The following is a 12,941-nucleotide window of genomic DNA, read 5'->3' as shown; positions in this document are numbered from 1 at the left end:
ATGCAGCCCGCCGCCCCAAGCCCAGATCCAGACGGGGACTCCGGCCACAGCGCGCTGCGCGCGGTGGCCGAGGCGGCTTGGGCTGCGACCGGCCAGCAGAGTGCCTCGCCCGCGCCCCAGCTCGACAGCAGCCAGCTCTTGCATGAGCTGGAGGAGTACAAAATCGACCTGGAGATGCAGAACGAGGCCTTGCGCGAGGCGCAGTGGGAGCTGCAGAACTCACGCGACCAATTTGCCGAGCTGTATGAATTCGCCCCGTCTGGCTACCTCTTGCTGGGGCCGAACGAGCAAATCGAGCAGGCCAATCTGACAGCGGTCAAGCTGCTCGGGCAGGAGCGCGCACAGCTGCTGGGGCGCAACTTCGTCGGCTGGGTGGCGGCGACGCAGCAAAAGGCCTGGCGCCAGCTGTGCCTGCGCTTGAGCCAGGCAGGCGCTCAGCCACGGTCCGAGCCGCTTGAGCAGATCGAGTTGCTGTTGCGGCGCAGCGACGGCAGCGAGTTTTTGGCCCATCTGGAATGCAGCCCAAGGATGCAGCCGGGCGCCGCTGCCCAAGCCGGGGCTGGGGCCAGTGGATTTCGCCTGTTGATCAGCGATGTGTCGGCACTGCGCGCCAGCGAGGCCCGGCTGCGCCTGAGCGATGCCGCACTCGGCGCCATCAGCGAGGGAGTACATATCACCAGCCCCGAAGGTCTGCTGACCTCGGTCAACGCCGGCTTCGAGGCCATCACCGGCTATAGCGCCGCCGAAGCCATCGGCCGCAAACCAAGCTTTATGCAAGGCCCGGGCAGCGACCCCGTCACGGTAAAGGCCATCCGTACGGCGCTGCGTGAGCGGCGCCAATTTGCCGGTGAAATACTCAATTACCGCAAGGATGGCCAAGCTTTCTGGAGCGAGCTGACCATCTCGCCGCTGCTGGATGAACAAGGCATGCTGACCCATTGGGTCGGAATCTCGCGCGACATCAGCGCCGCTAAACGGGATGCTGCCGAGATCCACAGATTGGCGTTTCACGACAGCCTGACTCAGTTGCCGAATCGGCGCTTGCTGCATATGAGACTGGAGCAGGCACTGGCGGCCAGTGAGAGCAGCGGCCAGTATGGTGCGCTGTTCTTCATCGACCTGGATAAATTCAAAGAGCTGAACGACTCGCATGGCCACGATATGGGTGACCTGCTCTTGACGCAGGTGGCGCACAGGCTGCGCGAGGCCTTGCGCCATCAGGACACGGTGTCACGCCAGGGTGGCGATGAGTTTGTGCTGCTGGTGCTGGAGCTGGGCGCCACGCAAGAGTTGGCGGCTAAGGCGGCCGCTCAGATCGGCAATTCCTTGCGTGAATTGCTGGCGCCGCCCTTTGATCTCATGGGTTTTGAATACCCTTGCAAGGCCAGCATAGGAGCGGCGCTGTTTCGCGCGCCCGACAGCGTGGCCGAGCTGCTCAAGCATGCCGATTTGGCGCTTTATGAGGCCAAGGGCACGGGCCGTGACCGAATGCGGTTTTTCGACCCCGCCATGCAGTTGGCGCAGGACCAGCGCATGCGCTTGCTGAGCGAGTTGCGGCTGGCAACCGAGCTGGGACAGTGGCGGCTGTACTACCAGCCGCAGGTCGACGCGACGCGGCGCATGATAGGCGTGGAGGCCTTGTTGCGCTGGCAGCATCCGCGTCTGGGCCTCTTGCTGCCGGATGATTTCATCGGACTGGCCGAAGACAGTGGCCTGATCCTGCCCATTGGCTTGTGGGTCTTGCAGACCGCCTGTGCCCAGCTCAAACAATGGGAAGCCGACCCGCACAGCGCCGGCCTGCCAATCGCGGTCAATGTCAGCGCCAGGCAGTTCAGGCAGCCCGACTTTGTGGCGCAGATCGTCGCGCTGCTGGCGGCCAGCGAGTGCCGCCCGGAGCTGCTGAAACTGGAGCTGACCGAGAGCCTGGTGCTGGATGACATCAGCAACACCATAGACACCATGCTGGCCTTGAAGGTCTTGGGCCTGCAATTTTCGATGGATGACTTTGGCACCGGCCACGCATCCCTAAGCTACTTGGCCCAGCTGCCGCTGGATCAACTCAAGATCGACAAATCCTTTGTCGCCAAACTGCCCGGCCTGGCCAAGGATGAAACCATTGCACGCGCCATCATCACCATGGGTTTAGGCCTTAATATGAGGGTGATTGCCGAGGGCGTGGAAACCGAGGCGCAGCGCGATTTTCTGGGCACCCAGGGTTGCGCCGAATGCCAAGGTTTTTTGTTCAGCCGCCCACTGCCCATCGATGCCTTGCAAGACTATCTGGATAAAAAGGCGCAGCCCGCAGCGACAGCATGAAGGACCAGCATTCGCAAGCCCAAGCATCGTCGCCGAGCATCGCTGTGCCCGGACCTGTACCTGAGCCTGGCTCGGATGCGGGGGCCCTTGAGCACAGTCAGCCGCTGCTCGAGCAACAGCGCCGCCTGCTGCACGAGTTGCATGTACACCAACTCGAACTGGAGATGCAGAACGAGCAGCTGCGGGCGGCACGCCAAGAGTTGGAAGAATCGCGCGACCGTTATGTCGAGTTGTATGAGTTCGCGCCGATCGGCTATTTGACGCTGGACGCAGACGGCTTGATCGAGCAGATCAACCTGTGCGCGATCAAACTGCTAGGCCAGGAGCGCAAACGGCTATTGGGCAGAAGTTTCACCCATCTGGTCATTGATCAAGACCGTCCGCGTTGGCGGGAGTTGACTATTCGCCTGCGCAACAGTCCGCAGGCCATCGAGTCGCAGACCAATTTCGAGCTGGGCTTGCGGCGCGGCGACGGCCGCCCGCTTGCGGTGAGCCTGCATTGCGCCGGGCCGGCACACGGCTTGCCCGGCGACAAGCTGCGGGTCGCGATCACCGACATCAGCGAGCGGCGCCAGGCCGAGCTGGCCCTGCAAGAAAGCAAATTCCGTTTTCACCAAGCGCTGCGCAGCATCACCACCGTGGCGGTGCAGGGCTACCGCATGGACGGGCGTGTGAGCTACTGGAGCCCAGCCTCGGAGAGGCTCTACGGCTACAGCGCCGAGGAGGCCTTGGGGCGCAATCTGCTTGATCTGATCATCCCGCCCGAGATGCACGACACGGTGACCGAAGCGATGCGGCAAATGGCCGCCACCGGCCAGCCGATTCCCGGCGGCGAGTTGACTTTACGGCGCAAGGATGGCAGCCGAGTGGCGGTAATCTCCAGCCGCGCACTGATGCAGGCTGAAGGTCAGGAAGGCGAGCTATTCTGCGTGGATATCGACATCAGCGAGCGCCTGGCGGCCGAAGAGGCGCTGCGCCGGAGCGACCAGATCTTGCGCAGCATCTTGCAAGCGACGCTGGACGCCTATTGGCATGTCGACCGGCAATGCCGGCTGCTCGATGTCAACCAGCGTTATTGCGAGTTATCGGGTTACACGCGCGAGCAGTTGCTGGGCAGGCCGGCACAAGATTTTGATATCTTGGCGGACGACGCCGAATCGGCCGCGCGCATTCAGCGGGTGCTGGACCAAGGCAGCGCCCAGTTCGAGACCATCCACCGGCGGCGCGATGGCTCGGAATGGCCGGTCGAGGTCAGCGTGACCCTGCAAAACTCGCAGGATGGCGGCTTCGTGGTGTTCTTGCGCGATATTTCGGCGCGCCGAGCAGCCGCCGCCTCACTGCGCGAGCGGGAGTTGTTCGGCCAAGCCATCGGCGAGAACTTCCCCGGCATGCTGATCTACCTGGACCATGAACTGGTGACCCGCTACGCCAACCAGCAGGCCTTGGATTGGTTCGGCTTCGGGCGCGTGCAGCAGACAAGCGTGCAGGAGGTCCTCGGGCCGGAGCGCTATGCACAGCTCGAACCGGCTTTTCGCGCCGCACTGGCCGGCGAGCCGCAGCAGTTCGAGAGTCGGCGCAAAAAGAGAAATGGCGAAGTCGGCTGTTTCTGGACCCAATTGGTGCCGCACCGCATTGACGGCCGGGTTTGCGGTGTGTTCGTGATGGCCACCGACATCGGTGCCCTGCGCGCCAGCCAGGTTCGCCAGCGCCTCAATGACGCGGCGCTAACTTCTGTTTCTGACGGCATACGGATCAGCGACGCGGATGGGCGCATGGTTGCGGTCAACGCGGCTTTTGTGGCGATCACCGGTTATAGCGAGGCGGAGCTGCTGGGCCGCAGCGGGCGCATGCTGCAAGGCCCGGGCACCGACCCGCAAACGGCCGCCGACATCCAGACGGCCTTCCTGAGCCAAAGCGAATATGCCGGCGAGATCCTCAATTACCGCAAGGACGGCACACCGTTCTGGAACGCCTTGACGATCTCGCCGGTCAAGGACGAGCAAGGGCAGTTGACCCATTTTGTCGGGGTCAGCCGCGATGTCACGCTGCGCCGGCAAGCCGACGCGGCGCTGCAGAGCACGCTCAAGGACAAGGAAGCGCTGCTCAAGGAAGTGCATCACCGGGTCAAAAACAATTTACAGGTCATCACCAGCCTCTTGCGCCTGGAGGCGGGGCGCAGCGCGGTGGCCGACACCAAGACCGTGCTGCAGGCGATGCAGGGCCGCATCAGGGCGATGGCACAGCTGCATGAAACGCTCTACCGCTCGGGCACTTTTGCTGCGGTCGATCTGGGTGCTTATCTGGGGCAAGTGGCGACCCAGGCCTTTCGCGCACAGGTGCTGGACCTCGCAGGGGTGCGCTTGACGCTGGACATGTCAGCCTTGCCAACGAGCATGGACCAGGCCGCTGCCTTTGGCTTGCTGGTCAACGAGTTGATCTCCAACAGCCTCAAGCATGGGTTTGCCCAGCCTCATCCATTGGGAGCGGGCGAGATCAAGCTCAGTCTGCAGGCTGTTGATGCCGCGAGTTCGCTATGGCGCTTGCGGCTTGCCGACAACGGCCCCGGCCTGGCGGACGACTTCGAGGCCAGGCGCCAGAGTTCGCTGGGCCTGCAATTGGTGGGAGACCTGTGCCGCCAGGTCAAGGGGGCTTTGAGCATCAGCTCGAAGCCGGGCCAAGGCGTGGCGTTCAGCATTGACTTCAAGGCAGTGGCGCCGAGTGCGCTGGTGATGCCGCCATGAAGCAGCCATGCCGAATACTGGTGGTCGAAGATGAAGCGATCATCGCCCGCGACATCATGCTGCAGCTGCGGGATCTGGGCTATACCGCGCTGGGCCCGGCCGCCAGCGGTGAGCAGGCGATAGACATGCTGGCCGAACTGTCAGCCGATTCGCGGCCCGAACTGGTCTTGATGGACGTACATCTGGACGGCGCCATGGACGGCATCAGCACGGCACAGCTGATTCGCCAGCGCTTCGCCTTGCGCAGCTTGTTTTTGAGCGCCTTCGACGGCCCGGACAGCCTGCAGCGCGCCAAACTTTGTGAGCCGGCCGGTTTTCTGGTCAAGCCCTTCGAGGAGCACGACTTGCGGCAGGCCTTGACGAATGCCTTTGCGGGGTCAGCCTAATTCAGGTCTGCGGCTGGCACCGGCCGGCCGAAGAAATAACCCTGAAACGCATCGCAACCAATCGCAGCCAGGAAGTCGCGCTGCTCGGCCGATTCGACCCCTTCGGCAATCACCCGCAAGTCAAGGTTATGGGCCAGCGCCACAATGGTGCGGGCAATCACCGCATCATTCGGGTCGACCAGGATGTCGCGCACAAAGCTCTGGTCGATCTTGAGTTGTTGCAGCGGCAAGCGCTTGAGGATGGACAGCGAGGAGTAGCCGGTGCCAAAGTCATCCAGCGAGAAGGCCACGCCATAGCCCTTGATGGCCTTCATCTTGGCGACCACGCCCTCGATATCGTCGACCAACATGCTCTCGGTCAACTCCAGCTTCAGCTGCGTTGGCTTGGCACCGGTCTTTTGCAGCGCCTGCCCGACATGTTCGACAAAGTCGATTTGCGCGAACTGCAGCGCGCTGACGTTGACGGCCATGGTCCAGTGCGCACGCTGCGGGTCCTGACTCCAGGCGACCAGCTGCGCGCAGGCCGTCTCCAGCACCCATTGGCCGAGCGGCAATATCAGGCCATTGGCTTCGGCAATCGGGATGAACTGGACAGGCGGCACCATCTCCGTGCCGCCGCGACGCCAGCGCAGCAAGGCCTCTACCCCGGTGACCGCGCCGACCGAGTTGACCTGCACCTGGTAATGCAGCTCGAACTCCTGGCGCTCCAGACCGTGGCGCAGGTCAAGCTCGAAGGCGATGAAAGCACTGGCGATGGCTTGCAGCGCGGGGTCAAAAAAGCGCATGGTGTTGCGCCCGGCGGACTTGGCCTGGTACATCGCCACATCGGCCCGCTTGAGTAACTCGTCACTGCTATGGGTCTCCTGCGTCAGCACGACGACACCGATGCTGGGCGTGCCCTGGTAGCTCTTGTCGCGCAGCAAATAGGGTTCGCGCAAGCTCTCCAGGATCTTGCCCGCGAACGACTCGGCCTGGGTCGCCGCTTCATGATCCAGGCTGCTCAAGCCCTCCAGCAAGACCACGAACTCGTCGCCGCCCAGGCGTGCAATCAAACCTTCCGGGTGCACGTCGAGTGCCGGGGCCAAATGAGCACCCGCGTGCGCGGCTGCATGGACCACGTCCTGCAGCCGCTGGGTCACTTGCAGCAGCAACTCGTCGCCGACGCCGTGGCCCTGCGTGTCATTGAGCTGTTTGAAATGATCCAGGTCCAAGAGCATTAGCGCGCCATGGCGCCCGCTGCGGGCGGCCACCTGCATCGCATGCTGCAGGCGCTCGGTCAGCAAACGCCGGTTCGGTAAGCCGGTCAAACTGTCGTAGTAGGCAAGCCGGTGCAGCTCTTCGATATGCTGGCGGTTCGGCGTGATGTCGCGCAGCAGGCCGATATAGCTGCGCGGCTCAGCACCGACAATTTCAGACACCAGCAGGCTGATCGGCAGCAGATGGCCGTCACGGTGGCGCGCCTCGACCTCGCGCGCCTTGCCAATCACGCGTTTTTCGCCGCCCTCGCGGTAATGTTGCAGATAACGGTCATGTTGGGCGGCATGCGGCTCGGGCATCAACAGCCGGACATTGCGGCCCAACAATTCTTCGGCGGCATAGCCAAACAACTTGCACGCGGCGCTATTGCAGCTCAGCATCTGGCCATAGGCGTCGATGGTGACGACCCCATCCAGCATATTGTCCAGAATGGTCTGGCTATGCAGTGCCGAGGCACGCAGGCGGGCTTCGGCGCCATGCTTGTACAGCGCCATCTCCAGCACGGTGCGCAGCTCACGCTCGGAAAAAGGCTTCAGGATGTAGCCGAAGGGCTCGGTCAGCTTGGCCCGGGCCAAGGTCTCGTCGGCAGCAAAGGCGGTCAAAAACACCACCGGCAACGCAAAGCGGTCACGAATGATTTGCGCAGCGCAAACGCCGTCCATGCCCTCGCCCAGCTGGATGTCCATCAGCACCAGATCCGGCTTGGCGCTGCCGGCCAGCTCGACTGCGTCCTCACCGCGGGTGACGTGGCCGACCGTCTGATAGCCCAGCAAGTCGAGCTGCTGCAGCAAGTCGCGCGCGACGATGGCCTCGTCTTCGACGACCAGGATCCGGGGTTTGAGTGCGCTGCTCTGCATGATGGTTTGCGCGCCTCAGTCCTGTTCGTCTTGCTGCATCTGGGTGATGATGGGCAGCAGACCATCGACAAAATTGGCCTTGCTGACGAAGCTGGACCCCAGCCCATGTGCGGCTATATGGTAGCCACTGCTGTCATGCATGGACAAGAACACCATGCGGGGCGGATCGGGCTGTTCGCGCAGGCGCGCCGCCATCTCCAGGCCGTTCATTTCCGGCATGGCAATGTCCAGCAGCACCAAATCGGGCCGGTGTTGCGCTATTTGCGCCAAACCCTGTTGGCCATTCGCTGCATGAGCGACCACCTCAACCTCGGGCAGGCGCGCCAGGAAAGCGCTGACGGCCGCCACAAAGGTCGGGTTGTCGTCAACCAGCAAGATCTTGATTGCCATCTCTTCCTCGCCCGCGGCCCAATGTCTGATCATTGCTTGCCACTGTATGCATGGAGCAGATGCTGGCCTATCGGCAAGACACCTGAACTGCGGGCGGGAATTGCCCGAGTGGGTTGAAGCCTTAGCTGTCGACCGAGATCAGGCCGCAGCGCAGCGCGTAGCGCACCAGGCCGGTGACCTCGTGAATATCGAGTTGGCGCATCAGCTGACTGCGATGGGTGTCGACCGTCTTGACCGACAGATCCAGCCGCCGCGCAATCTCCTTGCTGCTATTGCCCTCGGCAATCAGCTGCAGCACCTCGCGCTGGCGCGGCGTCAGCTGCGAGCCACTGGGCTCATCAAAGCGCAGGCGCTTCACATAGTCGCTCATCACGCCCTTGGACACCGCCGCGCTCAGATAGGTTTCACCGCGCATCACAGCGCGCAAGCCCGCTTCCAACTCGGTCGGCGCCGCATCCTTGAGCAAATAGGCGGCCGCACCTTGGCGCAGCGCCTGGCGCACATAGTCTTCGTTTTGATGCATGGACAGAATAAGCACCTTGCTGTCGGGCTGGCTCAGCTTCAGTCGGGCGGTCGCATCAAGGCCATTGAGCCCCGGCATCGCCACATCCATCACCACCACATCCGGGCGCAGCTGTTCGGCAAGACTCAACACCTCCGTGCCGTCACAGGCCTCGCCCACCACCTCCACGCCAGGCAGTGACTCCAGCAGCTTGCGCAAACCTGCGCGCACCAGCGTGTGGTCATCGGCCAGCAAGACCCTGCAACTCATCTGGGCACCTCGGGCGCAAACAGCGGGCAGCTCAGCAGCACCATGCAGCCGCGCCCTGGGCTGGACTCGATAAGCAAGCTGGCGCCTATCAGCATCGCACGCTCTTGCATGCCCAGCAGGCCCAAACTGGCGCCAGCGACGGCCAAGCCCCGCGAGGCTTGTGGCTCGAAGCCACGGCCGTTGTCATTGATGCTCATCACCAAATCCTCATCACTTTGTTGCAACACCACTTCGAGCTGGCTCGCCTGCGCATGGCGGGCCACATTGGTCAGCGCCTCTTGGGCGATGCGGAAAAACGTCGTCTCGATCTCGGGCGGCAAGCGTACCGTCGGCGTCAGCGCCTGAAACTGCAGTTCATAGCCGCTGCGCGCAGCCGCCTGCTCGGTCAACCAGCGCAGCGCCGGCGCTAGGCCCAAATCATCCAGCATCGACGGGCGCAGCGCCATCGCCAAGCGCCGCACCTGCTGCAAGGCGTCATCGACGATGCGAATATTCTCCAAGCCCAATGCCTCGGGCGAGGTGGTCCGAAAACGCGCCTGCGATTGCAGATTGATTTTGATCGCCGTCAGCGATTGGCCCAACTCGTCATGCAACTCCAGCGCCAGGCGGCGGCGCTCGGTTTCCTGCACCTCGAGCACCCGGCGTGACAGGGCGCGCAGTTGCGCCGCACCTTCGGCCAGGCCTTGCTCGGCCTTGTGCTTGTACAGCGCCATCTCCAGCACCGTGCGCAGTTCGCGCTCGGTGAAGGGCTTGAGGATGTAGCCATAGGGCTCGGTCAGCTTGGCGCGCGCCAACACCTCGTCGGCGGCGAAAGCAGTCAAAAACACCACCGGCAAGGCCAGATGCGCGCGGATTTGCCGCGCCGCCTCGATGCCGTCCAGCTCGCTATTGAGTTGGATGTCCATCAGCACCAGGTCGGGGCGCAGCTCGGCCGCCATGGCCAAGCCCTGCTCGCCGCTGGTGGCGTGTCCGATCGGGCTGTAAGCGAGGTCAAGCAATTGCTGCTGCAGGTCGCGGGCGACGATGTGCTCGTCTTCAACAATCAATATTCTGGGCGACGGCAGCTCGGTCATGGGCAAGAGTCACAGGCTGGAGGGGGCATCGACGGGCCTGAAGCGGCGCTCAGGAATGGTCATTGTCTATGATCAATTCCAGCATGGCTTTTGCCTGCGCAAATTCGAACTGGCTGATCAGGTTTTCAAGCGCGTCGAAGGAGTCACCCAGCGCGCTGCGCAGCAGCACCGCATGGTCTTCCAACAAGACAACGGCGGCGATATCGCCGTCCGCCAGCAAGGCGTCGAGCTGGCGTAAAACCGCCCCGCGCCCGCTGGCCTGCGCGGCCAGACCTGCGGCATCGCCCTCCTCCGCCATCGCCTTGGTCAGGCTCTGTAGCTCCGCATCCAGCCGCGCAATGTCGGGGCCGAACGCTGCCAGCAGATCAGCGCCATAGCCTTCTGAAGCAGCGGCACCTTGGGCTTCCATATCGCGCAAGCTATCCTCAATCGCGGCGGCAATTTCGGCCAGCCGCAGCGCGCCCAAGGCCGCCGCAGTGCCCCTCAAGGTATGCACGATTTGCCGGGCAGCGCCCGTATGAGCGCCCGCCAACTGCGTTGTCAGGGCTGCCGCGCAATGCGCATTGGACTGCAGCAAACGGGTCAGCAGATTCAGGTACTTCTCGCTATTGCCTCGCAGCGCCGCCAAGCCTTTGCTCAGATTCAAGCCCGGCAACAGGGCCAAACGGTTCAAGCGCGCAGCATTGGCCGGCGCTACGCTGGGGCTCGCGGCCGGCTGAGGCGCAAGCCCCAGCGCGGCTTCCGGGTTACCTCGCTGCTGGGTGGCCGGCAGCCATTTCAGCAAGGCCCGGTAGAGCTGCAAGGGTTCGATCGGCTTGGAGATGAAATCGTTCATGCCCGCTTCGTCACAAGCGCGGTGGTCCTCATCGAAGGCATTGGCGGTCAAGGCCAGCACCGGCACCGAGCCGCCCACAGTCAAAGCGCGGATGCGCCGGCAGGCTTGCAAGCCGTCCATCACCGGCATCTGCATATCCATCAACACCAGATCAAAAGGCTGGCTCTGCGCCATCTGCTCGACCAAGGCCAGCGCTGCGGCACCGTCGGTGGCGGTGCTCACTTGCAGGCCCAGCCGGTGCAGCATGTCCAGCCCCACTTCCAGATTGACCTCGTTGTCATCCACCAGCAGCACATGCGCGCCGCCATGCAGGCGCCGCACTTGCACCTCCAGGCCCAGCACATCGACGGCATCCTCGAAGCCCGGCAGCGAAGCGAAGTCAGGCTTGTGCGCCTGGCCCGCGCGCAACTCGGCAGTGAACCAAAAGCAGCTGCCCTCGCCCAGGCGGCTGCTGACCCCCGCCTCGCCGCCCATCAGATGCGCCAGGCGCTGCGTGATCGCGAGCCCCAGGCCGGTGCCACCATGCTTGCGGGTGGTGGACGCATCGGCCTGCTCGAAGATCTGGAACAGCCGCCCGACCGCCTCTTCGCTCAAGCCCGCGCCGCTGTCCTCGACTTCAAAGCGCAGTCGCAGCGTCGCCTCGGCCGAGCTGGGCAGGCGCGGCAGGAGGCTCACCCGCAGAGTCACACCGCCCTGCTCGGTGAACTTGACCGCATTGCCGGCATAGTTGAGCAGCGCTTGACGCAGGCGCGTCGGGTCGCCGTTCAACCAGCTCGGCACGCCATCGCTGAGCAGCTTGATCTTGAGGCCTTTGCGCAGCGCCGTCTCGGCGATCATCGCCTCGACCTGATCGAGCAGCGCCCCCAGATGGAAGTCAATGCGCTCGAGCTGCACCCGGCCGGCCTCGATTTTGGAGAGGTCAAGAATGTCATTGATCAGGCTCAGCAAATGCTGGCCGGCCCCGGCAATGCGGTCCAGGCGCGGCACCTGCGCGGGCAACGGATCATCGCGGCGCAGCAAGTAATTCAGCCCCAGAATGGCATTCATCGGGGTGCGAATTTCATGGCTCATATTGGCCAGAAATGCACTCTTGGCCAGGCTGGCCTCCTCGGCTTGCTCGCGCGCCACCGCCAGCTCCTGGGTGCGCCGCCCGACCAACTCCTCCAGATGGAAGCGGTGTTTGTCTAACTCGCGGCCCATGCGGGTGCGCTCGGTGACATCCTCCATGACCGCGACATAGTGGCTGATCTGCCCATCGGGCTGGCGCAAGGGGCTGATGATGGCGAAGTCAATGCGGTCCGCCTCTGTATCGGCTTGAATCAGGCCGCGCCAGGTATCGCCGCCTTGCAAGGCGGCGCGTATGGCCGGCAATGGCGCCGTGCTGTTGGCAAACAGCGCCGGTGTGCTGCCCAGCAACTGCGCGCGCGTCTGGCCGCATGAGGCCATATAAGACTCGTTCACATACTCGATGCACTCGTTCACATCGGTGATGAAAATGGCTTCGCTGCTTTGCTCCACTGCGAGCGACAGCTTGCGCAGCTGCGCCTGCGCTTGCTTGCGCTCGGTGATGTCACGGATCAGCACATGCACGGCCAACTCATCATCAAAGGGGATCGTGGTGCCCACGACCTCCACATCGATTTCGCGCCCGTCAAGCCGAATAAAGCGCTGCTCAGCCAACGCGGATCTTGCACCCGGCACGCTCACCGCCGCCAGGCTGGCCCGCGCCGTGTCATGCTGCTCGGGATGGAGCAGCTCCAGTGCGCGGCGGCCCAAGAGATCCTGGGCCGAACGCGCGCCCAACAGCTCGACCGCCGCCGGGTTGGCAAAGATCAGCCGGCCACGGCGATGCACGACCAAGGCCTCGGGTGACCATTCGACCAGGGCGCGGTAGCGCGCCTCGCTGTCGCGCAACTGGGCCTGGCTCTTGGACTTGTACAGCGCCATTTCAAGCACGGTCCGCAATTCCCGCTCCGAAAACGGCTTCAAGATGTAGCCAAAAGGCTCGGTCAATTTGGCCCGCGCCAACACATCATCGGCCGCAAAGGCGGTCAGGAACACCACCGGTAGCCCGCATTGATCGCGTATCGCCTGCGCCGCGCTGATGCCGTCAAGCGAGCCGGCCAATTGAATGTCCATCAAGACCAGATCGGGCCGCAACTCATGGGCCAAGCGAATGGCTTCTTCGCCGCGGCCTGTTTGAGCCACCGGCAGATAGCCGAGCTGGCGCAATTGCTGCTCGATATCGCGCGCCACCAGAACCTCGTCTTCGACAACCAATATGCGCTGGCCTGACGTGGAATTGGGCATAGGG

General features: G+C 63.4%; 8 protein-coding genes. 3 read left to right on the top strand and 5 right to left on the bottom strand.

What is annotated here, in order from left to right; translation table 11 throughout:
* Genes PRZ03_RS16145 through PRZ03_RS16135 form a run of 3 tightly spaced genes read left to right on the top strand, consistent with a single transcriptional unit; the run spans nucleotide 1 to nucleotide 5,443 of the window.
* Nucleotides 1-2,316: a putative bifunctional diguanylate cyclase/phosphodiesterase gene (locus PRZ03_RS16145; RefSeq protein ID WP_273601300.1), complete on the top strand. Its 2,316-nt coding sequence runs from the start codon at nucleotides 1-3 to the stop codon at nucleotides 2,314-2,316.
* Nucleotides 2,313-5,057 carry a PAS domain S-box protein gene (locus PRZ03_RS16140; protein ID WP_273601299.1) on the top strand — a complete coding sequence of 915 codons (2,745 nt, stop codon included), beginning with the start codon at nucleotides 2,313-2,315 and terminating at the stop codon, nucleotides 5,055-5,057. Before PRZ03_RS16145 ends, PRZ03_RS16140 begins: the two co-directional genes overlap by 4 nt.
* A complete protein-coding gene (locus PRZ03_RS16135; protein WP_273601298.1) occupies nucleotides 5,054-5,443 on the top strand; it encodes a response regulator in 390 nt (129 codons plus the stop codon). The genes PRZ03_RS16140 and PRZ03_RS16135 overlap by 4 nt, the downstream gene beginning before the upstream one ends.
* Here PRZ03_RS16135 and PRZ03_RS16130 read toward each other — a convergent pair.
* The 5 genes from PRZ03_RS16130 to PRZ03_RS16110 form a co-directional block, all read right to left on the bottom strand.
* Nucleotides 5,440-7,557, bottom strand: a complete 2,118-nt coding sequence (locus tag PRZ03_RS16130) for a putative bifunctional diguanylate cyclase/phosphodiesterase (RefSeq protein WP_273601297.1) — start codon at nucleotides 7,555-7,557, stop codon at nucleotides 5,440-5,442. The two genes, PRZ03_RS16135 and PRZ03_RS16130, sit on opposite strands and share 4 nt — an antisense overlap.
* A gap of 15 nt (nucleotides 7,558-7,572) precedes the next feature.
* Nucleotides 7,573-7,947, bottom strand: a complete 375-nt coding sequence (locus tag PRZ03_RS16125) for a LytR/AlgR family response regulator transcription factor (RefSeq protein WP_273601296.1) — start codon at nucleotides 7,945-7,947, stop codon at nucleotides 7,573-7,575.
* A 121-nt stretch (nucleotides 7,948-8,068) separates the two neighbouring features.
* Nucleotides 8,069-8,719, bottom strand: a complete 651-nt coding sequence (locus PRZ03_RS16120) for a response regulator (protein ID WP_273601295.1) — start codon at nucleotides 8,717-8,719, stop codon at nucleotides 8,069-8,071.
* Nucleotides 8,716-9,792 carry a response regulator gene (locus PRZ03_RS16115; protein ID WP_273601294.1) on the bottom strand — a complete coding sequence of 359 codons (1,077 nt, stop codon included), beginning with the start codon at nucleotides 9,790-9,792 and terminating at the stop codon, nucleotides 8,716-8,718. Before PRZ03_RS16115 ends, PRZ03_RS16120 begins: the two co-directional genes overlap by 4 nt.
* A gap of 49 nt (nucleotides 9,793-9,841) precedes the next feature.
* Nucleotides 9,842-12,937, bottom strand: a complete 3,096-nt coding sequence (locus PRZ03_RS16110) for a response regulator (RefSeq protein ID WP_273601293.1) — start codon at nucleotides 12,935-12,937, stop codon at nucleotides 9,842-9,844.
* Nucleotides 12,938-12,941: the final 4 nt, after the last annotated feature.

It is taken from the genome of Roseateles albus (assembly GCF_028595345.1).
GTDB lineage: Bacteria > Pseudomonadota > Gammaproteobacteria > Burkholderiales > Burkholderiaceae_C > Paucibacter_A > Paucibacter_A albus.
This window is presented reverse-complemented; position numbering and strand designations above follow the sequence as displayed.

What these genes read in the sequence shown, in the direction of transcription:
- PRZ03_RS16145 (WP_273601300.1), top strand. Translation starts at nt 1, where the DNA reads ATGCAGCCCGCCGCCCCAAGCCCAGATCCAGACGGGGACTCCGGCCAC.
- PRZ03_RS16140 (WP_273601299.1), top strand. Translation starts at nt 2,313, where the DNA reads ATGAAGGACCAGCATTCGCAAGCCCAAGCATCGTCGCCGAGCATCGCT.
- PRZ03_RS16135 (WP_273601298.1), top strand. Translation starts at nt 5,054, where the DNA reads ATGAAGCAGCCATGCCGAATACTGGTGGTCGAAGATGAAGCGATCATC.
- PRZ03_RS16130 (WP_273601297.1), bottom strand. Translation starts at nt 7,557, where the DNA reads ATGCAGAGCAGCGCACTCAAACCCCGGATCCTGGTCGTCGAAGACGAG.
- PRZ03_RS16125 (WP_273601296.1), bottom strand. Translation starts at nt 7,947, where the DNA reads ATGGCAATCAAGATCTTGCTGGTTGACGACAACCCGACCTTTGTGGCG.
- PRZ03_RS16120 (WP_273601295.1), bottom strand. Translation starts at nt 8,719, where the DNA reads ATGAGTTGCAGGGTCTTGCTGGCCGATGACCACACGCTGGTGCGCGCA.
- PRZ03_RS16115 (WP_273601294.1), bottom strand. Translation starts at nt 9,792, where the DNA reads ATGACCGAGCTGCCGTCGCCCAGAATATTGATTGTTGAAGACGAGCAC.
- PRZ03_RS16110 (WP_273601293.1), bottom strand. Translation starts at nt 12,937, where the DNA reads ATGCCCAATTCCACGTCAGGCCAGCGCATATTGGTTGTCGAAGACGAG.